Here is a 22,819-nt window from a genome sequence, read left to right on the forward strand (position 1 = left end):
TGCCGCACCTCTTTTACGTGGAACGGCCATGACCCTGAAAACCCTGCTCAACGACACCCACCGCTCGCTCGGCGCCAAGATGGTCGACTTCGGCGGTTGGGACATGCCGATCCACTACGGCTCGCAGATCGATGAGCATCACCTGGTCCGCACCGCGGCCGGCATGTTCGACGTCAGCCACATGACCGTGGTCGACCTGAAGGGTGCGCGCACCCGTGAGTTCCTGCGCCACCTGCTGGCCAACTCCATCGACAAGCTCAAGGTCAGCGGCAAGGCGCTGTACTCCTGCATGCTCAACCCGCAGGGCGGGGTGATCGACGACCTGATCGTCTACTTCCTGGGCGAGGACTTCTTCCGCATGGTGGTCAACGCCTCCACCCGCGAGAAGGACCTGGCCTGGATCCGCCAGCAGGCCGCCGCGTTCGACGTGGACGTGGTCGAGCGCGAAGAGCTGGCGATCGTCGCCGTGCAGGGGCCGCAGGCGCGTGCGCTGGTCGCCGGGCTGGTGGCCGAGGCCGACCGCGCCGCGCTGGACAAGCTGGCACGTTTCGCCGCGCTGGAGGTCACCTCCAGCGCCGGCGTGAAACTGTTCGTCGCACGTACCGGCTACACCGGCGAGGACGGCTACGAAGTGCTGTTGCCGCAGGACCAGGTCGTCGCGTTCTGGAACGCGCTGCTGGCCGCCGGCGTGAAGCCGGCCGGCCTGGGCGCGCGTGACACGCTGCGCCTGGAAGCGGGCATGAACCTCTATGGCCAGGACATGGACGAAACCGTCAGCCCGTTCGAAGCGGCGCTGGCCTGGACCGTCAGCTTGGACGAGGGTCGTGACTTCATCGGACGCCCGGTGCTCGAGGCGCAGAAGGCTGCCGGTGACGCGCGCCAGATGATCGGCCTGGTGATGGACGAGAAGGGCGTGCTGCGCCATGGCCAGAAGGTGCTCACCGCCAATGGCGAGGGCGAGATCCTGTCCGGTACCTTCTCGCCGACGCTGGGCAAGGCGATCGCCTTCGCCCGCGTGCCGGCCGGCGTGCCGGGCGAGGTGCGCGTGGACATCCGTGGCAAGGAAGTGCCGGTGCGGGTGGTGAAGTTCCCGTTCGTGCGCGACGGCCAGGCGCAAGCCGGCATCAACCTCTGATTGTTTGCCTGACCGGACCGGGCACCACCGCGTGCCCGGTTCGTTAAACTAGTGTTCCATCCCGACCACCGCTTTTTTCGGAGCAGTTCCATGAGCGAGATCCCTGGCGACCTCAAATTCCTCAAGTCCCACGAGTGGGCCCGTACCGAAGGTAACGGCCGCGTCACCGTCGGCATTTCCGACCATGCCCAAGGCCTGCTGGGCGACCTGGTGTACGTCGAGCTGCCGGCTGTCGGCGACAGCGTGCAGGTAGGCGTCGGCGCCGCCGTGGTTGAATCGGTCAAGGCGGCATCGGATGTCTACAGCCCGGTGTCCGGTACCGTCGTGGAGGTCAACGAAGCACTGACCGACAAGCCGGAAACCATCAACGAAGACGCCTACGGCGACGGCTGGCTGTTCGTCGTCGAGTTGTCAGAACCGGAGCAGTTGAACGACCTGCTCGGTCCGGACGACTACGCCGAGATGCTGGAGAACGAGGACCACTGAGTCCGTTCCGCATCGACGAGACGGCCGCCGCGAGGCGGCCGTTTTTGTTTGCGCCGATGTCAGCGCCGCGTGATGACGTGGACGCAGGGCAAGTGTTCGGCGACGGACGGCGACATGCTCGACCGGCATCAACACATGCGCGCGGCGGCGCGAACGGTTGCCGCCAAGGCGGCGAAGGGTGCAAAAAATTCTGCGCAAAATGTCCGTCGCGCTGAACAAAGGATCACCACCGGCTGAATTTTTTTTTGCTGCCGGGCGGGTGTCGGCCGAGCGTCGCCGGCACCCCGCAAGGTGTCGGCATCGATGCTGCACGCATGCATGCGTTGCCGCATGCGTGAAACGAAAAGTGCGTTTTTCCCGATGTTTTTTGCATTCGTGTTTTTCGCGACCGCCTTGGGTGCGATCGATGGGCGGGTGCCTGCGGTGCCGGAAGGTCGGTGGCGGCGGAGGGGTGGCGCGGGTGCTTCCCGAAAATTTTTTGAAAAGACAGTTGACAGTAAAAAAAACCGTGATTAGGTTTCGCCCAGCAGACCTTTCCTGCGGAAGCGAGTGAGCCGGATCAACATTCAGACGCGAAGCACAACTTGGACGTCCGCCAGGATTCTCTCGATGGTGGAGCAGGACTCGCTTCCTTCCGCGAAACACCCCCCGAACAAGACATGGCACCCGTGGCGGGAATCGTTGCGGGTGTTTCTGTATCCGTCACGACGCGCCTGACGCGTCGTCGGTCCTCCGCGGATCCAACCGCGGGTTTGCTTCAACTGGGCATTTCAATTCCATAGATCACTGACGAGGAGCCATACAATGGCCACGAAAAAAGCTGCTAAGAAGCCGGCCGCCAAGAAGGCGGTGAAGAAAGTCGCCAAGAAAGCTGCCGTGAAGAAGGTTGCCAAGAAGGCAACCGCCAAGAAGGCAGTGAAGAAGGTCGCCAAGAAGGCCACCGCCAAGAAGGCCGTCAAGAAGACCGCCAAGAAGGCAGTGAAGAAGGTCGCCAAGAAGGCAACCGCCAAGAAGGCAGTGAAGAAGACTGCCAAGAAGGCTGCTGCCAAGAAGACCGTCAAGAAGGTTGCCAAGAAGGCCGCCGCCAAGAAGGCGGTGAAGAAGGTTGCCAAGAAGGCAACTGCCAAGAAGGCCGTCAAGAAGGTTGCCAAGAAGGCCACCGCCAAGAAGGCCGTGAAGAAGACCGTCAAGAAGGCCGCCGCCAAGAAGCCGGCTGCCAAGAAGGTTGCTGCCAAGAAGAAGCCGGCCGCTCGCAAGAAGAAGGCCGCTCCGGTCGCCCTGCCGGCAACCCCGGCACCGCTGATCTGATCCAAGCTCGGTAGCGGTACCTGAGACTCCTTCCCCGACTGCCCAGCGGGGAGGGAGTTTTTTTATGCGCGACGTCCACCTCGTAGGAGCGGCCTTGGCCGCGAAGCCGATACCCAACCGGGCGTAGGCGTGATTCGGTGGCCGCTCGTTGTGCGGGTGACGGATGCACTGCCGGCCGGCGCCGGATCGGTCGCCGTGGTGCCGGCTTCGCGGCCGATGCCGCCCCTGCGAAAAAAGAAGGGCGGCCATTGGCCGCCCTCGGGTGTTGCACGAATGTCGGGATCAGCGTGGCGAGGCGTTGGCGCGCTCGGACGAGGCGCCCTTCTTGCCGCTGCGTGCCGGGGCGCTGTCCTCGGCCATCAGGTTGTCGCTGCCGAAATCGGTGTCCACGTCGAGCCAACGCTGCGTCGGCAGGCCGATGGCACGGTCCAGGATGGTCGGCATCATGCCGCTGGGCAGGCTGCTCTCGCCGTTCCACATGATGGCGATGCCCAGGTCGCGCTCGGGCAGCAACGCGACCAGTCCGCGATAGCCCTGCACGGCACCGGCATGGAACACCACCTGGTGCCCGGAGTAGTCGAACACGCGCCAACCCAGTGCATAGCCAGCCGAGGACAGGCGCTGGTGACGCCAGCCCGAACGCATCTCGCCGGGCGTGTTGACCAGCGGTGCATGCAGGGTGGCCAGCAGCGGCGCCGGCAGTACGTCCGGACGGTGGCCGGTGTGGGCCAGCAACCACTGCGCCATGTCACTGGCGCTGGCGTTGACGCCTGCCGCCGGAGCCACGCGGTAGTAAGTGGGCTTGGGGCTCAGCGACACCCAGCCATTGCGGCTGCGCACGTGCGGGCGCGCCCAGCGCGAGCTGGCCTGGATGCCGGCCAGGCCCAGGCTGGCATCGTTCATGCCCAGCGGCTTGAGGATGCGCTTCTCCACCGCCTGCTCGTAGAAGTTGCCCGAGGCGGCGAACACCACGTCGCCGACCAGACTGAAGGCGACGTTCTGGTAGGCGTAGCAATCACCCGGCTCGCAGCGCAGTGGCGCGCTGGCCAGCTTCTGGGTCAGCGTGTAGTAATCGGCATTGGCTTCGACGTCGCGGTCGTAGGCGTTGTAGGTGAGGCCGACACGATGGCTCAGCACGTCGGCGACGGTGAGCTTGCTGGTGGCCTCCGGCGTGGACAGGCGGAAGCCGGGCACGTAATCGGTGACCTTGCTGTCCCAGCGCAGCGTGCCGTCGTTGACCAGCAGGCCGGCCATGGTGCCGGCGAAGGCCTTGGACAGCGAGGCCAGGCGGAACACGGTGTGCGCATCGACCGGCTGCGGGTTGCTGATGTCGGTGACGCCGTAGCCACGCGCCGACAGGATGCGGCCGTCCTGCACGATCGCCATCGCCATGCCCGGCACGCGGTTGCCGTAGGTCAACTGCTCGGCCAGCGATTCGATGGCAGCGACGTTGAAATCGGCGGGCAGCGCTTGCACCTGGTCCGGCCGCAGGGCGACGCGATAGGGCATCGGCTGGGTCGGCGATTGGGCGGGGGCGTTCTCAAGGTTCACCGGCAGGGCGGCCGGCGCTGCCGCGGCGGGCAGGCTGTCGTGGGTCGGCGTCTGTGCCGTCGAAGACAATGCGAAGGGCATCAACACCCCGAGCAACCCCGATGCCACCGGACGGATACGCCGGCGATTGTTGTTCTCTTTCATCGTGATGGATGCCTGTTGGTTACAGCTGCCAGCGATTCTAGCGCCGCTTTTCCTGATTGCACAAACAAGAAGAGGATGAATGGGCATCATGTTGAAATCGCTGATTTTTCTTTAAGCCGGCAGCAGGGTTCGGGACCGTCCGCTGGATCGCCGGGGCCATGCAAAGCTGACTGCGCTGCAAAGCGTGATGCCTGCCACGAAGCGATGGCCTCTCAGCCCCGGATCAGGGCAGCGGCGCGCTCGGCGATCATGATGGTCGGGGCGTTGGTGTTACCGCTGACCAGCGTGGGCATGACCGAGGCATCGATGACCCGCAGCCCGTCGATGCCGCGTACCCGTAGCTGCGGATCGACCACGGCGGTGGCGTCGCTGCCCATCCGGCAGGTGCCGATGGGGTGATAGATGGTTTCGGCCTTGGCGCGGATGAAGGCCTCCAGCCCGGCGTCGTCCAGGTCCTCGCGTTCGGGGAACAGCGGCGCCCTGCGCCAGCGATCGAACGCGGACTGGCGCAGGATGTCCCGGCTCAGCCGTGCGGCCTCGATCATCATCTTCAGGTCGAAGCCGCCGGCATCCCCCAGGTAGTTGGCGTGGATGCGCGCCGGCGCACGCGGGTCGCTGCTGGCCAGGCCGATGTGGCCGCGGCTGCGCGGATGCAGGTAGCAGGCGTGCAGGGTGTAGCCGTCGCCGGGTAGGCGATGGCGGCCGTGGTCATCGAGCATCGCCGGGACGAAGTGGAACTGGATGTCGGCGCGCTCGTCGGGGGCGTAGCGGCTGCGGACGAAGCCGCCGGCCTCGGCCACGTTGCTGGTGCCGGCGCCACGCCGGCCGCGCAGGAAGTAGTCGAAGCCGATCTTCAGTTCGCTGGCGCGGTCGTAGCTGACGCCGGGCACGGTGCGGTAGAGCGTGCAGATGTCCAGGTGATCCTGCAGGTTGGCGCCAACGCCGGGCTGGTCCAGGTGCACGTCGATGCCGTGGTCGCGCAGGTGGTCGGCCGGGCCGATGCCGGACAGCATCAACAACTGCGGCGAGTTGATCGCACCGGCACTGAGCAGTACCTCGCCGCTGGCGCGCAGGTGCCGGCGTTGCCCGCCGACGCGCAGCACCACGCCGGTCGCGCGGGCGTCGTCGATCTGCACGCGCTCGACCTGCGCGCCGGTGAGCACCTGCAGGTTGGGGCGCTGGCGCACGGGCGTGAGGTAGGCCGCGGCGGAGGAGCAACGGGCACCGTCCTTCTGGGTGACCTGGTACAGGCCGACCCCCAGCTGGTCGGGACCATTGAAGTCCTCGTTGAGCGCATGGCCGGCCTGCTGCCCGGCCTGCAGGAAGGCATGGCTCAGTGGGTTGACGTGGCGCAGGTCGGCCACCTGCAGCGGGCCGTCGGCACCGTGCAGGGCATCGGCACCGCGGCGGTTGCCCTCGCTGCGCCGGAACCAGGGCAGCACGCTGTCCCAGTCCCAGCCGGTGGCACCGGCCTGTGCCCAGCGGTCGTAGTCGCCGCGCACGCCGCGCACGTAGCACATGGCATTGATCGAACTGGAACCGCCCAGCACCTTGCCGCGCGGCCACCACAGCCGGCGCTGGTTCAAGGCCGGCTCGGGCTCGGTGTCGTAGCTCCAGTTGACCCGGCGGTTGCGGACCAGCCGCGCGATGCCGGCGGGCATGTGGATCAATGGGTTCCAGTCACGGGGGCCGGCTTCGACCAGCAGCACCCGCCGCTGCGGGTCGGCGCTGAGCCGGTTGGCCAGCACGCAACCGGCCGAGCCGGCACCGACGATGATGTAGTCGAATTCCTTCACGGTATTCCCCTGCTCGAGCGTTGCAGGATAGGGCTTGCGACAACTGTCTGGCAGCACGTCCGGCGCACTGGCGATGTTGCAGTGCATTAGATAACGTACGCGCACCGTATCCCCCGGAGTACCCATGCCGTCGTCCCATTGCCACCTGTGCGTCCGGGGTGCTGCATGAGCGTTGCCGGCCGTGCCTCCCTGTCGCGATTGACCCAGGCACTGCGCGAGTCGCCGGCGCTGTGGTGGTCGTTCCTGTATTTCTTCTGCCTGCTCAGCGGCTACTACGTGCTGCGCCCGGTGCGTGAGGCCATGGCGGCCTCGGCCGACCTGCAGACGATCTTCCCGGCATCGCTGATTGCCTGGTTCGACGCGCACGGCATGCCGCTGAAGGACTTCACCCTGCAGTTCCTGTTCACCTGCGTGTTCCTGATCATGCTGGTGATGCAGCCGCTGTATGGCTGGCTGGTCAGCCGCTTCCCGCGGCGGGTGTTCCTGCCGGTGATGTATGGCTTCTTCATCGCCACGCTGCTGGGTTTCTACGTGATGTTCAACAGCGGCGTGCCGGGGCGCGGGATGGCGTTCTTCTTCTGGATCACCGTGTTCAACCTGTTTGCGGTGGCGGTGTTCTGGAGCTTCATGGCCGACGTGTTCTCCAATGCGCAGGCGCGTGCCTACTACGGCTACATCGGTGCGGCCGGTACGGTCGGCGCCTTCCTGGGCCCGATCATCACCAGCTCGCTGGTGCAGCGGGTGGGTATTGCCAACTTGATGCTGGTATCGGCCGGCTTCCTGCTGGTCTGCGTGCTGTGCATCTGGCGGCTACGCAGGTGGGCGGTGCTGCGCGAGCATGACCAGAAACTGGTCGACGGCGAGCAGCCCATGGGCGGCAGTGTGCTCGATGGCCTGAAGCTGATCGCACGCGAGCCGCTGCTGCGTTGGCTGGCGCTGCTGGTCATGTTCGGCGTGAGCATCGGCACGATGCTGTACAACGAGCAGGCGGCCATCGCGCGGCGGATGATCACCGACCCGGCCGCCAGCACCGCGTTCTATTCGCGCATCGACCTGGCGGTGAATGCGTTGACCCTGATCGTGCAGTTGGGGATCACCCGCTGGCTGCTGTCGCGTTTCGGTATCGCCCCGGCATTGTTGATCCCGGGTGTTGCCATCATCATCGGGTTCTCAGCGTTGGCTGCCTCGCCGTTGCCGCTGATGGTGGCGATGGTGCAGGTTCTGACCCGCGCCAGCGAGTTTTCGCTGGGCAAGCCGGCGCGCGAGACGATCTATACGCGCGTGGACCGGCAATGGCGCTACAAGGCCGGCGCGGCGATCGACACGGTGGTTTATCGCGGCGCAGACCTGACTTCTGCCTGGATTCACAAGGGGTTGTCGTTGTTCGGCTCGCACCTGGTGTTTGCCGGTGGCACAGTAATGGCCATCTTGATGACGCTGTCGGCGCTGGGCGTGTTGCGCGAGGAAAAGAAGCTGCCGCGCGATCGTTGAACGCAGCGGCGTGTCCGCCTGTCTTTGTTGGCCTGAAGGAAACAACGCCCATGTCCCTGCTCGCGCTGCTGCTGACCGTGCTGGTCGCACTCCTGCACGTGTACTTCCTGGTGCTGGAGATGTTCCTGTGGACGCGCCCGCTGGGGCTCAAGACATTCCGCAACACGCCGCAGAAGGCGGAGATGACCCGCGTGCTGGCGGCCAACCAGGGCTTGTACAACGGCTTCCTCGCCGCCGGGATCATCGCCGGCCTGGCACTGGGACAACCGGTGCTGGTGACGTTCTCGTTGGTCTGCGTGGTGGTGGCCGGTGCCTATGGCGCGTGGAGCGTCAGCCCGCGCATTTTCCCTATCCAGGCCGTGCCGGCGATTCTCGCACTGGTGTTGCGGGTGCTCTGACGCCAGCGCGCCGGCAAGCGCTGCCGCTCAGTGGCTGATGGCGCGCATGAAGCCCAGCCACATCGGCACGGCATGCAGCGCCGCGCCCAGCACGAACAGGCCTGTCAGCAGGTGCACGCGCCAGTCGTTGATGCGCAGGAAGACGAACTGTTCAATCGTCCGACTCAGCCAAAACACCGCCATGAAGCACAGCAGGACCACCCCCAGGCGCGTGTCGACCAGGTCCGAGGTGAAGGCCAGCGCGATCATCCCCATTCCCAGGAATACGTAGATCACGCGCAGGTTGAGGATCTGCATGATCGCGCGGTTGGCGGTGCTGAGCTGGGCGAGCTCGCGCTTCCAGCCGAACAACCGCCAGAACGCCAGATGGAAGGCGGCAAACCCCAGGCTGTGAACGCCTGCCAGGCGCACCAGCAATTCGGCGGTCGTCATGGGTGATCAGCCTGTGCGAGGAGGGCGCGGCGACACCCACATCGCGATGGTCGCATGGAACACCTCGGTCCTTGCCGCATCGGTCACGCTGACCCCCACCGGTAGATCGTAGCCGGCCGCGGCACTGACGATGGGCCGCAGTGGCGTCGCCACGGCCTTCAGTACGCCCAGGGCCTTGGCCTGGTACTTCACCTCCATGCCCTTGGGGATCCAGCGCATGTCCGCTGGCAGGCTGGCGTCCACCATCACCCCGCCGACCAGCTCGGCCAGGTTGCACATCGCGATCGCATGCACGGTGCCGATGTGGTTGCTGATGCGGCGGCGCTGGCGGATCACGCCCTCGCAGCGGCCTGGCTCCAGCGCGGTGATGGTGGGCGAGATGCTGGCGAAGTAGGGGGCCTTGAAGCACACCGCGCGCGTGAACAGCCAGTGCCCGGCGGGCCAGAGGGTGAAGCGGCGGTACAGCGAAAGCAGCGGAGCGGTCATGGGAGCTTCCTGATATGAAAACGGCGGGCACCAGGCCCGCCGTCGTTGTCGCATTGTCGCTGGCTTACGCGGCCTGCTGCGGGCGCTGCTTGCCCGGCAGGTCGTAGTAGCCGGCCGAACGCAGTTCGTGCGGATCGAAGTCGTCCACGGTGATCGTGTCCATGGTCAGTTCGCGCAGCTCTTCCAGCAGCTTGCGCTCGTCCTGGGTGATCACGCCCTCGGCCACGGCCTCGTCCAGCTGGGTGGCGAAGGTCAGTGCCTCGATGCCCTTGGTCTTCAGCGCCTTGAGGAACTTGCGCTCCACCGGCTCGGCCATGATCGCCTTGGACAGGTAGCTGTTGATGCGGCCACCCGGGTTGTTCTCGCACGGGGTCAGGAACACGCCGTGGGCCAGGCGGTCACGGGCCTCGCCCGGTGCCATCAGGGTGGCGGCGACGCGGCGGCTCAGGCGGTCGCCCGGTGCCTCGGCGCGGCGGCCGAACGGGAAGATCAGCGCCCACATCAGCCAGCCGATAGGACGGATCGGGAAGTTGCGCAGGGCAGCGGACAGCGATTCCTCGATCTTGTGCACGCTGTCGTGGAAGGCCCAGGCCAGCAGCGGCTGGTCGGCCTGCGGTGCGCCTTCGTCGTGGTAGCGCTTGAGCATGGCGCTGGTCATGTAGATGTGGCTGAGCACATCCCCCAGGCGGCCGGACAGCGATTCCTTGAACTTCAGCTTGCCGCCCAGCGTCATCATCGAGATGTCGGCCATCAGCGCCAGGTTGGCCGAGTAGCGGTCCAGCTTGCGGAAGTAGCGGCGGGTGTAGGCGTCACCGGGGGCCGCGCCGAAGCGGGCGCCGGTCAGGCCGAACCACAGCGAGCGCACGGCGTTGGAGATGCCGAAACGGACATGGCCGAACAGGGCCTGGTCGAACTCGCGCAGACCGGCCTTGCGGTCCTCGTCCTGGGCGGCCTTCATTTCCTTGAGCACCCACGGGTGGCAGAGGATCGCGCCCTGGCCGAAGATCAGCAGCGAGCGGGTCATGATGTTGGCGCCTTCCACCGTGATGGCGATAGGCGCGGCCTGCCAGCTGCGGCCGGCGAAGTTGCGCGGCCCCAGGATGATGCCCTTGCCGCCGATCACGTCCATCACGTCGGAAATGACTTCGCGGCTCATGTTGGTGCAGTGGTACTTGGCAATGGCCGACGGCACCGACGGCACGTCGCCACGGTCAACCGCCGCGGCGGTGGCCTGCGACAGCGCGCTGATCTTGTAGGCCTTGCCGCCGATGCGCGCCAGCGCTTCTTCCACGCCTTCGAAGCGGCCGACCGACAGGCCGAACTGCTTGCGGATGCGCGCGTAGGCGCCGGTCACCACTGCACCTGCCTTGGCGCCGCCCGAAGCGGTCGAGGGCAGGGTGATGGAGCGGCCCACGGCCAGGCACTCGTTGAGCATGTTCCAGCCCAGGCCGCGCTTCTCGGCGCCGCCGATCAGCTGGGTCAGCGGGATGAAGACATCCTTGCCGCGGATCGGGCCGTTCTGGAACGTGGAGTTCAGCGGGAAGTGGCGGCGGCCGATCTCCACGCCGGCGGTGTCACGCGGCAGCAGCGCCAGGGTGATGCCGATGTCCTTGGTGTCGCCGAGCAGGCCGTCCGGGTCGTACATGCGGAAGGCCATGCCGATCAGCGTGGCCACCGGGGCCAGGGTGATGTAGCGCTTGTCGAAGGTCAGCTTGACGCCCAGCACTTCCTCGCCCTTCCACTGGCCCTTGCAGACGATGCCGAAGTCGGGGATGGAGGTGGCGTCGGAGCCGGCGAACGGGCCGGTCAGGCCGAAGCACGGTACTTCCTGGCCGATCGCCAGGCGCGGCAGGTAGTAATCCTTCTGTTCCTTGGTGCCGTAGTGGTTGAGCAGTTCACCCGGGCCCAGCGAGTTGGGCACGCCGACGGTGGAGCTGACAACGCTCGAAACCGATGCCAGCTTCTGGATCACCTTGTGGTGGGCCAGCGCGCTGAAGCCCAGACCGCCGTATTCCTTCGGGATGATCATGCCGAAGAACCGGTTCTTCTTGATGTAGTCCCACAGCTCCGGCGGCAGGTCGGCGTGGACGTGGGTGATCTCGAAGTCGTTGACCATCCGGCACAGTTCCTCGACCGGGCCATCCAGGAAGGCCTGTTCCTCGTCGGTGAGCTGCGGCTTGGGATAGTTGAGCAGGATGTTCCAGTCCGGGTCACCGGTGAACAGCTCGCCCTCGAAGCCGACCGAGCCGGTTTCCAGCGCGATGCGCTCGGTCTTGGACAGCGGCGGCAGCACCTTGCGGAACACGCCCATGAACGGGGCGGTGATCAGCGGCTTGCGCAGGAACGGCAGCAGCACCGGCACGCTGACCAGGGCCAGGATCGCGGCGGCCACGAGGATGGCGGTCTGGTGGACGCCGGCGAACCAGCAGATGCCCAGCAGCACCGCGCTGATGGCGGTCCAGATGACCAGCCGCATGCGGTGGTAGGCGACGAAGGCGCCTGCGAGCAGCAGGGCCAGGAAGGGGACGACGATGCTCATTGGCTTGCTCCGGTAACGTGCTCGGTTCGGGCGGACGCTGCGGCAGAAGGCAGTGCGTCCAGATAGTTCAACACGGCGGCGGTAAACGCGTTGTTGTCATCGCCGGCGACCATGTGGGTGGCCTCGGGCAGATGCACGTGCTGCGCGTGCGGCACCAGTGTCATGAATTCTTCGACGGTCTGCGGCGAGACCAGGTCGCTGCGGCCGCCGCTGATCAGCAGCAGCGGGCACTGCACGCGCCGCGCCGCATCGGCGATGGCGTCCTGGTGCTGCTCGCTGTCGCGGGCCAGTTCCTGGACCAGGCGCGGATCCCAGTGCCAGCTCCAGCGGCCGTCGGTGGTGGGGCGCAACAGCGCGCGTAGTGCATCCTCGCTCTTGCGCGGGCGGTGCGGCATGTAGGTGGCGATGCTGTCGGCGGCGGCTTCCAGCGAGGCGAAGCCCTCCGGATGCGCGCTCATGAAGGCCAGGATGCGCTCCACGCCGCGGGTTTCCCAGCGGGGGGTGATGTCCACCAGCACCATTGCCGAGAACAGCCCCGGCCAACGGGCTTCGGCCATCAGGCCGAACAGCCCCCCCATCGAGGCGGCGACCAGCACCGGTGGGCGGCTCAGCTCGCCGGCCACCACGATCAGGTCGTCGGTGAACTGTTCGCCGTGATAGGGCAGGTCGGCGGCGTTCCAGTCCGAGCCGCCATGGCCGCGGGCGTCGTGGCTGAGCGCGGCATAGCCGGCCGCGTTGAGGGCCTCGGCGGTGCTGGTCCAGGCGCCACGGGTCTGGCCGAAGCCATGCGCGAACAGGATTGGCGGGCGCTTGCCGGGCCAGCGCGTGGCCGCCAGGGTCGCGCCGTGGGCGCCATCCAGGCGGATGTCTTCGCTGCGCGACGGGGAAGAGGGCATGTTGACCATACCCGATAGTATGGATTGCGTGCGATGACTGTCAATACCCTTCGGTATGGAAGCCGGTTATCCTGCGGTGACGGGCTTTCCGGGGACCGGTCGTAAGTGCACTTTGTGCGGATATATCCCTCGTGCGTACTGCAACCAGTCCCCGCCGTATGGTTAAATCTGCGCATGAATGACACGACAGCTTCTTCCGCAGACGCCCGCGGCGCGCGGCACAGCCGCCTCAGTGCGGATGATTGGGCACAGGCAGCGCTGGACCTGATCGCAGAGCAGGGGGTGGGTGCGGTGGCGGTCGAGCCGCTGGCCCGGCGCCTGGGCGTGACCAAGGGCAGCTTCTACTGGCACTTCCCCTCGCGCGATGCCCTGCTGCAGGCGGCGCTGGAGCGCTGGGAAGTGGTCGAGCAGCAGCAGGTCTTCGGCAGCCTGGAAGAAGTCCCCGACCCGCGTACGCGCCTGCGTGCGCTGTTCCAGCTGGTTGCGCACGAGGTCACTCCGCACGTGATCTACAGCGAACTGCTCAAGGCGCTGGACAACCCGATGGTGCGCCCGGTCATCGACCGCGTGTCACAGCGGCGCATGGAGTACCTGATCGCCTCGTTCCGCCAGGCCGGCCTGAGTTCCACCGACGCCCGCCATCGCGCGCGCCTGGCCTATGCCGCCTATGTCGGCTTCCTGCAGCTGTCGCTGCAGCTGCAGCAGCCCAAGCAGGCCCGCGAGGACTTCGAGGCCTACGTCGAGCACGTGATCGAGACGTTGATCCCGGGCAACTGATCGTGGCGCCGTGAATGAGAAGGCCGCAGCGTGCTGCGGCCTTTTTTGTGTCCTTGCAACAGCCAACAAAAAACCACGGCCCCGAAGGGCCGTGGTCTGTTTCCGGGTACTACCTGGCTACGATCAGAACTTCTGGTTGTAGCGCATGTAGAAGAAGCGGCCCGGGATTTCGTACTGCGGGTCGAACGAGTTGGCGAACGTGGTGTACGACTTCGGCGGGTCACGATCAAAGGCGTTGTTGACGCCGATGGTGATCTGGCCGTTCCACGGCGTCTTCCAGTAACCGCTCAGGTCGGTGTAGGTCACGCTCGGGATGTGGCGCTGCGGGTCAGCCTTGTTGCCACGGCCGATGTGATCCGCGTCCGAGCACAGGCGTGCGAAGTTGCCGCCGGTGTAGTTCGAGCCGGTGCAGTCCTCGACCTGGCTGGAGTAGTAACGCGCCGAAGCGGTGGCACCGAAGTCACCCAGCTGCCAGGCAACCAGCAGGTTGGAGCGGATACGCCAGTAGTTGTCGCGGTCCAGGTAGTTGCCGACGCGGTTGTAGCCTTCGGTCACCGGATCCTCGACGGTGTAGCTCGAGGTGTAGGTGCTGTCCCAGATGAAGTTGAAGCTGCCGAAACGGGTATCCGGCAGGCGGTAGCCGACGGTGAAGTCCCAGCCTTCCACTTCCATGGTGCCGACGTTGTTGGGCACGGCCAGCATGTTGGAGATCTGGCCGGTGGTGTCACGGGTGATCATGTCGCAGATCGAGCTCACGCCCTGCTGGTAGCAGGCGTCCAGCATCTGCTGGGCGTTCTGGGCGTAGATGGCGTCTTCGATCTTGATGTTCCACCAGTCAAGCGACAGGTCCAGGCCCTGCACGAAGCTCGGGCTGTAGACGAAGCCCAGGGTCTTGGAGACGGAGGTTTCCGGACCCAGCTTGGTGTTGCCCCCGACCGTGGTGCGGATCTGCGGGTTGGACTGGGTGTAGGCCGGCACGCCGGCGCAGCTGGCCGGAGGCGTGTTGGCATCGTCACCAATGGTGCCGGCGCACGGATCGGCGACGTCTTCAAAGGTGTCGCTCACGCCCGAGAACAACTCATTGATCGACGGGGCACGGAAGCCCTGCGACCAGTTACCGCGCACCATCAGGTCATTGATCGGCTTCCAGCGGAAACCGAACTTGCTGTTGACGGTGTTGCCGAAGTTGCTGTAGTCGGAGAAGCGGGTGGCCACGCTGAAGTCCAGCAGCTGGGCGCCGGTCACGCCGGCGAGCAGCGGGATCGCCAGTTCCAGGTAGGCTTCGTCGAGCTTGTAACCGCCGCTGGTGGCGGTACGCGAGTTGCCGGTGGTGTCACCGGAATTGATCAGGCCATCGGGATCATCGAAGCCCGACTCATCACGGCGTTCAACGCCGGCGGAGAAGGCGAACGCGCCGCCCGGCAGGTCGAACAGCTCGCCGCCGATGTTCGCGTAATAGGTCTTCTGCTCATAACCGTAGACGTCGTGCGCGGTGAAGCTCGCGTACTTGATCATCTCCGGGGTGAGCGAACCGGCGCCGCTGAGCATGTTCATCGGCACGCAGCCGTCGATCGCGTTGCCTGCGGTACCGCAGCGTGCAACGCCATCGCCGTCGATGAACGATGCGCCCAGGGCGTTGCGCAGGGCCGAGATGTTGAAGAAGCCGGTGGTGATGTCGGTCTGGTCGTTCTTGCCGTAGAACATACCGGCTTCCCAGTTCCAGAAGCGGCTGCCGACTTCGAAGTCACCTTCGAACGCGCCGTTGAAGCCGTAGGTCTTTACGTTCTGCGTATAGATACGGCCACCGGTCTCCATCGCGCGGTACTGGATGTAGTCGATGTCACGACCGGTGTTGTTGTAGATGTTGTCCTTGCTGATGACGATGTTGGCGCCGTTGGTGCCCGGTGCGGCACGGCCCAGCACGATCGGCATGGCGGCCAGGACCTGCTCGGACTTGCGCTCGTTGTAGGTCACCGTGGTCTTGAAGCGGACGTTGTCGGTGATCGACAGGCCGGCGTCGGCGAACAGCGAGGTGCGCTCCTGCGGGGTCACCAGCAGGTTGCCCGGGGCGTGGTTGAAGCTGTCGGCGCTGGTGTAGTTGCGCCAGGTGCTGCCACCATTGCCGGTGACGAAGTAACCAGCGCTGCCATCCGGACGGGTGGATTCGAACTTCGGCGAGCCATCGCTGTTGAAGCCAGTCTGGCCGTAGTAGCCGAAGCGGCCGTCCGGGGTGGTGCTGCTGTTGCCGGTGTTCGGCAGCGAGCCGAAGGCCGGCACCGCCGAGATCGCGCGGTCGCCCGCCCAGACCGGCTCTTCCTTGACGTAGCCGACGCCGACGGTGGCATGCCAGCGATCGCCGCTGGAGCCGATGGTGAAGTCGTACGATTCGCGCGAGCCGTCGCCCTTGTCGTACTGGCCGAAGTAGGCATTGGCTTCAGCGCCGTCGAAGTTCTGGCGCAGGATGATGTTGACCACGCCGGCGATGGCGTCGGAGCCGTAGATGGTCGATGCACCGTCCTTCAGGACTTCAATGCGCTCAACCGCAGCGGTAGGAATGGTGTTCAGGTCGACGGCGCCGCCCAGACCGGTGCCACCAACCCAGCGACGGCCATTGACCAGCACCAGCGTGCGGTTGGAGCCCAGGTTGCGCAGGTTGACGCGGGTTTCGCCGTTGCCACCGTTGTTGTAGGTGCTGTTGAGGCTGGAACCGTTGGTGCTGATGGTCTGGATGATGTCGCCGATCGAGGTCTGGCCCTGGGCCTGGATCTGCTCACGGCTCATCGTGAAGACCGGCTGAGAGGTTTCCACGTCGGCGCGCTTGATGCGCGAGCCGGTGACTTCGATCTTGTCGAGGGTGGTGGTGTCCTGGGCGAACGCGGCGCCGGCCGGGAACACGCTTGCTGCCAAGGCGACGACAACTGCGTCGCGCAGCTTGGTGGTCTTGCAATTCATTGGGTCTCTCTCTCTGCCAAGTGGACTTGGGTGTTGCACGTGTGGCCTGGGTGGGGTCGAAGGGCGATCCCAAAACCCGAGGTCGATACCGATAGTACTTGCGCCTGCAAATAAATTAAAGATTGGTTAATGGAAGGGTGGAAGGTCATCAAATTCGGCAAAGTGCTGATTTGAAAGGCGGAAACGAAGAACGCCCCAAAAAGGGGCGTTCAGGGAAGTCACTTGGAAATTGCGGTTACAGATCCTGCTCGTAACGCACGTACGGTATCGCACCGTCGTCGTTGCTCTCATTGCGGGGCGAGAACGGGTTCTTGCCGCGGGTGATGACGTTCTCCGCACCGACGGTCAGCTGGCCGCTCCACGGGGTGCGCCAGGTGATGCCCAGGCCGAGCCCTTCCCACTTGCTGCTGCCGGGGGCATCGACCACGCGGCCGATGACGTTGGCGCTGAAGGCGCCGTAGCCACCGCCCACGCTCAGACTCTTGCTGTCCCACTGGTCGACGATGGCCGGGGAGGCGTCACTGAGCGGTACCAGGCGGGCCTTGGCCAGGGTGCCGCCGATCGAGACGAAGCCTTCCCTGCCGATGTTCTTCTGCCCGAACACGGTCAGGTCGTTCTGCTCGACCCGGGCCGCGCCGGAACGGCTGCCACCGGCCAGCCAGGCCGGCAGGGTGTCGCGGCCGGTGCCGGCGGTGACGCCGATGCGGCCGCCGGGACGGTTGAAGGCGGTGGTGGCGGAGATGTGATGACCATTGTCGTCGTCATCGTCGCCCAGGCTGGCCAGCATGCAATGGCTGGCCAACCCGCTGATGCTGCTGCCGCGGCTGCTGTTGCACAGCAGGCCCAGCGAGTCGCCGGAGGACAGGCCAAACGCGGCATCCAGCGAGCTGCGGCCGAAATTCCAGCGGGCACCGGCACGCTGTTCGCCGGTCGGCTCCAGGTAGAGCAGGGCCTCGACCTTGCCACTGCCGCGGTTCCAGACCGGCAGGACGGTGCTGTCGGTGCGCGGCTTGTTCTGCGCATGCACGCCCGTGATCGCGCCAAGGGCGATCATCAAGGCAAGCGGCAGGCGCAGGAAGGCGTTCATGGACTCACTCTGACCCCGGATGCGCGGGGAAGTTCCCGGCGCGTGAGCCATTGATCCTATGGTGTTTATGGTTTCTTAACAAGTCCTCGTCCTCCCCAGAACGTAAACTCGCAATCCCTTATTGCAACCGCTCGGGGGCGGGCTGCTGGGCCGGTGTAGAAGCGAACAATACGCCGAATTCCGTCAAAGGGAAGTGGTATTGGCGGCCACAGAACTCGCAGCGGACCTCGACCTGGCCGGTGGCCTCGGCGGCGGCCCGGGCCTCCTCCTCGCCCAGCGACTGCAGCATGGCCTCCACCCGCTCGCGCGAGCAGGAACAGCCGAAGCGCAGGGGCTTGTCGCCCATCAGCTGGGGGTGCTCCTCATGGAACAGGCGGTGCAGCAGTTCGGCGCCGGGCAGGGCCAGCAGTTCCTCGCGGCCCAGGGTGTCGAACAGGGCGCCGACGCGGACCCAGCCGTCCTCGTCGCCGGCATCGCCGGGCAGCTTCTGCAGCAGCAGGCCGGCGGCGTGCTCGCCGTCGCAGGCCAGCAACAGGCGGGTCGGCAACTGCTCGGAATGGCGGAAATAGTCCTCGAAGGCGTCGTCCAGGGTGTCGCCGCTGAGGTTGACCAGGCTCTGGTAACGCTGCGGTTCGCGCGGGTCCAGGCCCGGGTTTTCGATGGTGATCGCCAGCAGGGTGCCTTCGCCGAGCCCGCTCAGGCTGGACGGCGCGTCCTCGCCCTCGGCCAGCTGGGCGATGCCGCGCAGGGTGCCGGCGGAGGTGCATTCGGTGAACAGCGCGCGCAGCGCGGAGCTGCTGCGCAGCTGGATCGACAGCCGGCCATCGACCTTGGTGTGGCCGGTGAACAGCGCCGTAGCCACGCTGGCCTCGCCGAGCAGCCGCGCGGCGGCGGGCGGGTAGTCGCCGTGGGACAGGATTTCGCGCCAGCTTTCACCCAGACGGACATGGACGCCACGGACGCCGGCATCGGGCAGGAGGAAGCGGGTGAGGAGGTCGGAGGTATCGGTCATGGGGACGGCATCTGCGCGAGGTGGGGGCCGGTGCCGGATAATGCGCCGGACGATGGAATCTGCAAGGTGGGTCTTCAATGGGGGCGGAGCAGGACGAGCGCAAGGTCGCGCCGGAACAGGCGGGGGCGGCCCGACGCCGCCGCGGCTGGTGGTGGTGGATGTGGCGGGTGCCGGTGGCGCTGGCGTTGTTCAGCGTGCTGCAGGTGCTGGCGTTGCGCTTCATCGATCCGCCGTTCTCCACGGTGATGCTGTTCCGGCAGGTGGAGGCCCTGGCGCAGGGCGAATGGGGGTTCCGGATCCACTACCAGTGGCGGGGCCTGGACCAGATGGCGGCCAGCGTGCCGATCTCGCTGGTGGCCGCCGAGGACCAGCGGTTCCCCGAGCACAACGGCTTCGACCTGCAGGCCATCGAGAAGGCGCGGGCAAACAATGCCAAGGGCAAGCGCCTGCGCGGGGCCAGCACGATCAGCCAGCAGACCGCCAAGAATGTTTTCCTGTGGCAGGGGCGCAGCTGGCTGCGCAAGGGGCTGGAGGTCTGGTACACGGTGCTGATCGAGGCGTTGTGGTCCAAGCAGCGCATCATCGAGGTCTACGCCAACGTCGCCGAATTCGGTGACGGCATCTACGGCGTGCAGGCCGCCTCGCGCAGCTACTGGAACAAGGACGCCTCCCAGTTGAGCGCGGCCGAAAGCGCGCGCCTGGCCGCGGTGCTGCCGTCGCCGCGGCGCTACAGCGCGGCCCGCCCCGGTCCTTACGTGCAGCGCCGCGCGGCTTGGATCCAGCGCCAGGCCCGGCAGTTGGGCGGAGCGGACTATCTGGAGGCGGGCGATTGAGCCGGCGGCCTGCGTAGAATCGGGCCATGAATCCCGCTGATCGCCTGACCCTTGTCATCACCGCCTTCAACGAGCAGGACGCGCTGCCGCTGCTGCATCCGCGGCTGTGCGCGCAGCTCGATGCGATGGCGGACGTGGATGGCCGCATCCTGTACGTGGACGACGGCAGTTCCGATGCCACCTGGGCGGTGATCGAGCAGTTGGCGCAGGATGAACGGCGCGTGGCCGCACTGCGGCTGTCGCGCAATTTCGGCAAGGAGATCGCGCTGACCGCCGGGTTGGATGCGGTGGAGGAAGGCGCGGCGATCATGCTGGATGCCGATGGCCAGGATCCGCCGGAGCTGATCCCTGAGTTCGTCGCGCTGTGGCGGCAAGGCTACGACGACGTGCACGGCACGCGCTGGGCACGCGACGGCGATGGCTGGATGAAGCGGGCGACCGCGGCGGTGTTCTACCGCCTGATCGGTCGCCTGTCGAAGACGCCGATTCCGGCCGATACCGGAGACTTCCGCCTGCTCTCGCCACGCGCGCTGGCCGGGTTGCGGCAGTTGCGGGAGCGGCAGCGTTTCATGAAGGGATTGTTCGGCTGGGTCGGTTACCGCCGCATCGCCTTGCCGTACCGGCGTGGCGAGCGCATCGCCGGGCGCAGCAAGTTCGGTTTCTGGAAATTGTGGAATTTCGCGCTGGAAGGCATCACCAGCTTTTCCACCGCGCCGTTGCGCGCGGCGACCTACCTGGGCCTGTTCACCGCGGCCAGTGCATTCGTGTTCGGTACCTGGGTGGTGGGCAAGGCCGCGCTGTACGGCGACCGGGTCGCCGGTTGGCCGACGATGATGGCGGTGATCCTGTTCCTGGGCGGGGTGCAGCTGATCGCGCTGGGCCTGATCGGCGAGTACCTGGGGCGCCTGTACATGGAGGCCAAGCAGCGGCCTTTGTACCTGGTCGACACATGGCGCCCGGCGAACGTGGCAGTATCGGCAGCACCGATCAGCGCAGGAGAACGCCATGCAGACCGTTCGACAGTTGCTGGGGAGCAAGTCCCCTGAGATCCACGCGGTGCGGCCCGAATCGGCCGTGATCGACGCTATCCGCCTGATGGCGCAGAAGGGCATCGGCGCGGTGCTGGTGATGAATGGGCCGAAGCTGGTCGGCATCCTGTCCGAGCGTGACTACGCGCGCAAGATCGTGCTGATGGACCGCTCCTCGGCGACCACGCCGGTGCAGGAGATCATGACCGCCGAGGTGGTCACCGTGGCGCCGACGGTCAGCGTCGAGCAGTGCCTGGAGCTGGTCACCCAGCGCCGCATCCGCCACCTGCCGGTGCTGGAGGGCGGCGAGGTGGTCGGCGTGATTTCCATCGGCGACCTGGTCAAGTCGGTCATCGAGCAGCAGCGCCGCGAGCTGGGCCAGCTGCAGGAATACATCACCCAGGGCTGAGCGGTCCGGTGGCGGGTGCTACCGGGCGTAGTGTCCGCCGCAGTTGGCATCCTTGCCCGGCCCGGTTTCCAGGGTGGCCAGCAGCGCGGCCGGTGGGGCGATGCTGCCCAGCGTGAGGGCGATCGCTCCGCGGATGCCCAGCGCCTTGAAGTCGGGGCGGAAGGACGGGTCCTTGAAGGTGCCGCCGATGCGCAGCGGCGAACGCAGGGCGAGGATGCTCTTGTCCTTTGGACGCGGCCGCAGCAGCAGGTCCAGGTGTTCCTGGCGCAGGCTGACCGTGCCCTCGCCGACGACCAGCGTGTCGGTGGTGTCGAAGGCCAGCGCGCGCGCCTGCATCAGCCCGTCCTGCACGCCGAAGTCGGCGAAGGCGCAGCGCAATGGGATCTGCTTGTCACCGGTGAACAGGAATTTCACCGATTCGGCGATATCCAGCCCGGCCACTTCCATCAGCAGGTTGCCGATGTGGCCGCGGCCCATGCCGATGGCGACGTTGCCGTCGCTGCTGCCGAGCATGGCGGCCACGGAATTACCGGTCCCGCTGAGCTGGACGCGGCCGCTGATGCCACCGGAGGCCTGTTCGGCCAGCTTGGCATCGGGGAACAGCCGGCCCAGCTGCACGTTGCGCAGGTTGGCATCCAATGCGGTGGCGATCTGCGGGCGACGGGCATCCATGCGCAACGTGCTGCGGATATGCCCGCCGGCCACGCCGAAGTCCAGCGGCTCCAACCGCAGCAGGCCATCGTCGAGCAGCAGGTGTGCGTCCATGTCATCCAGCGGCAACGACGGCGCATTGATGCGGCGGGCCTTCCAGCGCACATCGGCATCCATCGCGCGCAGCTTGCCGAGGTCATAGGCCTTGTCCGGCAGTACAGTGGGCCTGGCCGCCAGGCGCGCGGCCTCGGCCTTCTGCCGGGCGTTGGCCGATTCCTCGCCGCCAGTCTTCGGTGGCGCCCCGACGAAGCCGGCCAGGTCGTCGAAGTCCAGCCGCTGCGAGAGCAGGTTGGCCTGCAGTCGCGGTCGTTCACCACCGGTCTCCACTTGCACGTCACCGCCCAGGTCGCTGTTGCCCACCACGCCGGTGAAGCCGGTGTAGCGCCAGCGCTGGTGATCGCGCGCGAGCTGGCCGTTCAGCCGGTACGGCGGGGAAGACGGGATGGCGATGCCGATCAGCGGGTAGAGCTCGTCCAGGTCCTGGCCGCTGAGCTGGAGTTGCAGGTTGAACACCTGCAGTTGGAAGGGGTTGGTCAGGCTGCCGCTGGCGCGCGCACGGGTGGCACCGGCACGGGCATCGAACGCGATCCGGAACGGGGTGTCGCTATGGGTGAGTTCCAGCGGCGATTCGGTGCTGCCGCGCATCGAGAACGCGGCACCGCGCCAGTGCCCATTGCCTTCCACGTGGAGGGGCGGGGCGGCATCACCGTGGGATGGCTTGCCGCTCTGCAGGTCGAGCGCGACATCGGTGCGTCCGGCGGCGTCGACGAAGCGCAGCTTGCCGGCGTCGATGCGCAGGCGCTTGAGCTGCAGCGTGCTGTTGCCACCGCTGCCGCCGAGGACGTCCCAGTTGCCGGGCTGGCCCTGGGTAGGGGCGGTCTGCAACAGCACATCCGGGTGGGTCAGGCGGATTTCCGGCAGCTGGACGCTGGCGCGCAGTAGCGGCAGCAGGCGGATGTCGACCTCGACCCGGCGTACGCGTGCCATTTCCGGTTGGCGGGCCCATGGCGCATTGGCGAACGTGATGCCATCGCCACGCACCGTGGTGGTGCGGCCCAGCGTCACGTCGAGGTTGTCGATATGCAGGGCGCGGCCCGTGCGTGCCTGCACCGCGCGTTCCAGCGGTGCTTTGAACCAGTTCCAGTCCCACAGCAGGAACAGGGCGAGCAGTGCGCCGAGCAGGGCAAGCAGCACGGCGAGCAGGCGTTTGCCGGGGCGTGCAGGCCAGCGTGAGGGGCGCGTCTTCGGTTGGGCGGACGGGCTGTTCACGCGCCCATGGTTGCCGCTCAGCGGTGCAGGGCGCGCGAAGCAATCATTGTCGTGGCGTGCATGTTCCGTTGCCGGCGCG

Annotated in this window: 20 protein-coding genes; 10 read left to right on the forward strand and 10 right to left on the reverse strand. The window is 66.4% G+C overall.

The features are described 5' to 3' along the window. Positions 1-28: 28 nt before the first annotated feature. The 4 genes from gcvT (at position 29) to ACIPR8_RS03615 (ending at position 2,929) form a co-directional block, all read left to right on the forward strand. Positions 29-1,135, forward strand: a complete 1,107-nt coding sequence (gene gcvT / locus ACIPR8_RS03600) for a glycine cleavage system aminomethyltransferase GcvT (RefSeq protein ID WP_192287405.1) — start codon at positions 29-31, stop codon at positions 1,133-1,135. Positions 1,136-1,225: 90 nt separating this feature from the next. Continuing rightward, a complete protein-coding gene (gcvH, locus tag ACIPR8_RS03605) occupies positions 1,226-1,621 on the forward strand; it encodes a glycine cleavage system protein GcvH (protein WP_132865294.1) in 396 nt (131 codons plus the stop codon). A gap of 72 nt (positions 1,622-1,693) precedes the next feature. After that, complete coding sequence (locus ACIPR8_RS03610; RefSeq protein WP_446540172.1) at positions 1,694-1,858, forward strand: hypothetical protein; 165 nt, start codon at positions 1,694-1,696, stop codon at positions 1,856-1,858. Between the two features lie 567 nt (positions 1,859-2,425). Continuing rightward, positions 2,426-2,929, forward strand: a complete 504-nt coding sequence (locus tag ACIPR8_RS03615) for a histidine biosynthesis protein HisIE (protein ID WP_132865293.1) — start codon at positions 2,426-2,428, stop codon at positions 2,927-2,929. Positions 2,930-3,211: 282 nt separating this feature from the next. Here the strand turns inward: ACIPR8_RS03615 and ACIPR8_RS03620 are convergent, their stop codons facing one another. Together ACIPR8_RS03620 and ACIPR8_RS03625 are read right to left on the reverse strand one after the other, a co-directional pair. Continuing rightward, on the reverse strand, positions 3,212-4,624 hold the full coding sequence (locus tag ACIPR8_RS03620; RefSeq protein ID WP_313251739.1) for a serine hydrolase domain-containing protein: 1,413 nt from the start codon (positions 4,622-4,624) through the stop codon (positions 3,212-3,214). A 212-nt stretch (positions 4,625-4,836) separates the two neighbouring features. Beyond that, complete coding sequence (locus ACIPR8_RS03625; protein WP_446540173.1) at positions 4,837-6,420, reverse strand: GMC family oxidoreductase; 1,584 nt, start codon at positions 6,418-6,420, stop codon at positions 4,837-4,839. Positions 6,421-6,585: 165 nt separating this feature from the next. On the opposite strand from ACIPR8_RS03625, the gene ACIPR8_RS03630 reads away from it, so the two are divergent. Both ACIPR8_RS03630 and ACIPR8_RS03635 read left to right on the forward strand, forming a co-directional pair. Beyond that, positions 6,586-7,911, forward strand: a complete 1,326-nt coding sequence (locus ACIPR8_RS03630; RefSeq protein ID WP_446540174.1) for an NTP/NDP exchange transporter — start codon at positions 6,586-6,588, stop codon at positions 7,909-7,911. A gap of 50 nt (positions 7,912-7,961) precedes the next feature. Beyond that, positions 7,962-8,309 (forward strand): DUF1304 domain-containing protein, encoded by a 348-nt coding sequence (locus ACIPR8_RS03635; protein ID WP_446540175.1) that lies wholly within the window; start codon positions 7,962-7,964, stop codon positions 8,307-8,309. A gap of 27 nt (positions 8,310-8,336) precedes the next feature. On the opposite strand, the gene ACIPR8_RS03640 is transcribed toward ACIPR8_RS03635, so the two are convergent. The 4 genes from ACIPR8_RS03640 to ACIPR8_RS03655 form a co-directional block, all read right to left on the reverse strand. Continuing rightward, positions 8,337-8,741, reverse strand: a complete 405-nt coding sequence (locus tag ACIPR8_RS03640; protein ID WP_446540176.1) for a hypothetical protein — start codon at positions 8,739-8,741, stop codon at positions 8,337-8,339. Positions 8,742-8,747: 6 nt separating this feature from the next. Beyond that, positions 8,748-9,227 (reverse strand): hotdog fold domain-containing protein, encoded by a 480-nt coding sequence (locus tag ACIPR8_RS03645; protein WP_446540177.1) that lies wholly within the window; start codon positions 9,225-9,227, stop codon positions 8,748-8,750. A 64-nt stretch (positions 9,228-9,291) separates the two neighbouring features. Further along, entirely contained in the window at positions 9,292-11,766 is a 2,475-nt protein-coding gene (locus ACIPR8_RS03650) for an acyl-CoA dehydrogenase (protein WP_192287400.1), read from the reverse strand. Next, complete coding sequence (locus ACIPR8_RS03655; protein WP_132865285.1) at positions 11,763-12,671, reverse strand: alpha/beta fold hydrolase; 909 nt, start codon at positions 12,669-12,671, stop codon at positions 11,763-11,765. Before ACIPR8_RS03655 ends, ACIPR8_RS03650 begins: the two co-directional genes overlap by 4 nt. Positions 12,672-12,836: 165 nt before the next feature. Between ACIPR8_RS03655 and ACIPR8_RS03660 the strand changes: the two genes are divergently transcribed. Continuing rightward, positions 12,837-13,439: a TetR/AcrR family transcriptional regulator gene (locus ACIPR8_RS03660; protein ID WP_132865284.1), complete on the forward strand. Its 603-nt coding sequence runs from the start codon at positions 12,837-12,839 to the stop codon at positions 13,437-13,439. A 123-nt stretch (positions 13,440-13,562) separates the two neighbouring features. Here ACIPR8_RS03660 and ACIPR8_RS03665 read toward each other — a convergent pair whose 3' ends face one another. From ACIPR8_RS03665 to hslO, 3 genes are all read right to left on the reverse strand, one after another. Further along, entirely contained in the window at positions 13,563-16,391 is a 2,829-nt protein-coding gene (locus ACIPR8_RS03665; RefSeq protein ID WP_192287398.1) for a TonB-dependent receptor plug domain-containing protein, read from the reverse strand. 235 nt (positions 16,392-16,626) lie between these two features. Beyond that, positions 16,627-17,445 carry an XOO1806 family protein gene (locus ACIPR8_RS03670; RefSeq protein ID WP_192287912.1) on the reverse strand — a complete coding sequence of 273 codons (819 nt, stop codon included), beginning with the start codon at positions 17,443-17,445 and terminating at the stop codon, positions 16,627-16,629. Positions 17,446-17,596: 151 nt separating this feature from the next. Further along, on the reverse strand, positions 17,597-18,490 hold the full coding sequence (gene hslO / locus ACIPR8_RS03675) for an Hsp33 family molecular chaperone HslO (protein ID WP_132865278.1): 894 nt from the start codon (positions 18,488-18,490) through the stop codon (positions 17,597-17,599). Positions 18,491-18,567: 77 nt separating this feature from the next. Between hslO and mtgA the strand changes: the two genes are divergently transcribed. The 3 genes from mtgA to ACIPR8_RS03690 are packed head-to-tail and all read left to right on the forward strand — an operon-like array spanning position 18,568 to position 20,760. Further along, positions 18,568-19,323 carry a monofunctional biosynthetic peptidoglycan transglycosylase gene (gene mtgA, locus ACIPR8_RS03680; RefSeq protein ID WP_446540178.1) on the forward strand — a complete coding sequence of 252 codons (756 nt, stop codon included), beginning with the start codon at positions 18,568-18,570 and terminating at the stop codon, positions 19,321-19,323. A gap of 26 nt (positions 19,324-19,349) precedes the next feature. Continuing rightward, entirely contained in the window at positions 19,350-20,369 is a 1,020-nt protein-coding gene (locus tag ACIPR8_RS03685) for a glycosyltransferase family 2 protein (RefSeq protein ID WP_446540179.1), read from the forward strand. Beyond that, positions 20,329-20,760: a CBS domain-containing protein gene (locus tag ACIPR8_RS03690; RefSeq protein ID WP_132865275.1), complete on the forward strand. Its 432-nt coding sequence runs from the start codon at positions 20,329-20,331 to the stop codon at positions 20,758-20,760. Before ACIPR8_RS03685 ends, ACIPR8_RS03690 begins: the two co-directional genes overlap by 41 nt. Positions 20,761-20,778: 18 nt before the next feature. Here the strand turns inward: ACIPR8_RS03690 and ACIPR8_RS03695 are convergent, their stop codons facing one another. Further along, the gene (locus tag ACIPR8_RS03695) at positions 20,779-22,740 is read right to left on the reverse strand and encodes an AsmA family protein (protein WP_446540180.1); all 1,962 of its coding nucleotides are present in this window, start codon (positions 22,738-22,740) and stop codon (positions 20,779-20,781) included. Between the last annotated feature and the right edge of the window lie 79 nt (positions 22,741-22,819).

Source organism: Stenotrophomonas sp. LARHCG68 (assembly GCF_052871705.1).

Coding starts and splice junctions, on each gene's coding strand:
- ACIPR8_RS03610 (WP_446540172.1), top strand. CDS start 1,694: ATGACGTGGACGCAGGGCAAGTGTTCGGCGACGGACGGCGACATGCTC.
- ACIPR8_RS03685 (WP_446540179.1), top strand. CDS start 19,350: ATGAATCCCGCTGATCGCCTGACCCTTGTCATCACCGCCTTCAACGAG.
- ACIPR8_RS03615 (WP_132865293.1), top strand. CDS start 2,426: ATGGCCACGAAAAAAGCTGCTAAGAAGCCGGCCGCCAAGAAGGCGGTG.
- ACIPR8_RS03690 (WP_132865275.1), top strand. CDS start 20,329: ATGCAGACCGTTCGACAGTTGCTGGGGAGCAAGTCCCCTGAGATCCAC.
- gcvT (WP_192287405.1), top strand. CDS start 29: ATGACCCTGAAAACCCTGCTCAACGACACCCACCGCTCGCTCGGCGCC.
- ACIPR8_RS03655 (WP_132865285.1), bottom strand. CDS start 12,671: ATGGTCAACATGCCCTCTTCCCCGTCGCGCAGCGAAGACATCCGCCTG.
- ACIPR8_RS03650 (WP_192287400.1), bottom strand. CDS start 11,766: ATGAGCATCGTCGTCCCCTTCCTGGCCCTGCTGCTCGCAGGCGCCTTC.
- ACIPR8_RS03640 (WP_446540176.1), bottom strand. CDS start 8,741: ATGACGACCGCCGAATTGCTGGTGCGCCTGGCAGGCGTTCACAGCCTG.
- ACIPR8_RS03630 (WP_446540174.1), top strand. CDS start 6,586: ATGAGCGTTGCCGGCCGTGCCTCCCTGTCGCGATTGACCCAGGCACTG.
- ACIPR8_RS03620 (WP_313251739.1), bottom strand. CDS start 4,624: ATGAAAGAGAACAACAATCGCCGGCGTATCCGTCCGGTGGCATCGGGG.
- ACIPR8_RS03645 (WP_446540177.1), bottom strand. CDS start 9,227: ATGACCGCTCCGCTGCTTTCGCTGTACCGCCGCTTCACCCTCTGGCCC.
- gcvH (WP_132865294.1), top strand. CDS start 1,226: ATGAGCGAGATCCCTGGCGACCTCAAATTCCTCAAGTCCCACGAGTGG.
- ACIPR8_RS03635 (WP_446540175.1), top strand. CDS start 7,962: ATGTCCCTGCTCGCGCTGCTGCTGACCGTGCTGGTCGCACTCCTGCAC.
- ACIPR8_RS03665 (WP_192287398.1), bottom strand. CDS start 16,391: ATGAATTGCAAGACCACCAAGCTGCGCGACGCAGTTGTCGTCGCCTTG.
- mtgA (WP_446540178.1), top strand. CDS start 18,568: ATGGGGGCGGAGCAGGACGAGCGCAAGGTCGCGCCGGAACAGGCGGGG.
- ACIPR8_RS03670 (WP_192287912.1), bottom strand. CDS start 17,445: ATGATCGCCCTTGGCGCGATCACGGGCGTGCATGCGCAGAACAAGCCG.
- ACIPR8_RS03660 (WP_132865284.1), top strand. CDS start 12,837: ATGAATGACACGACAGCTTCTTCCGCAGACGCCCGCGGCGCGCGGCAC.
- hslO (WP_132865278.1), bottom strand. CDS start 18,490: ATGACCGATACCTCCGACCTCCTCACCCGCTTCCTCCTGCCCGATGCC.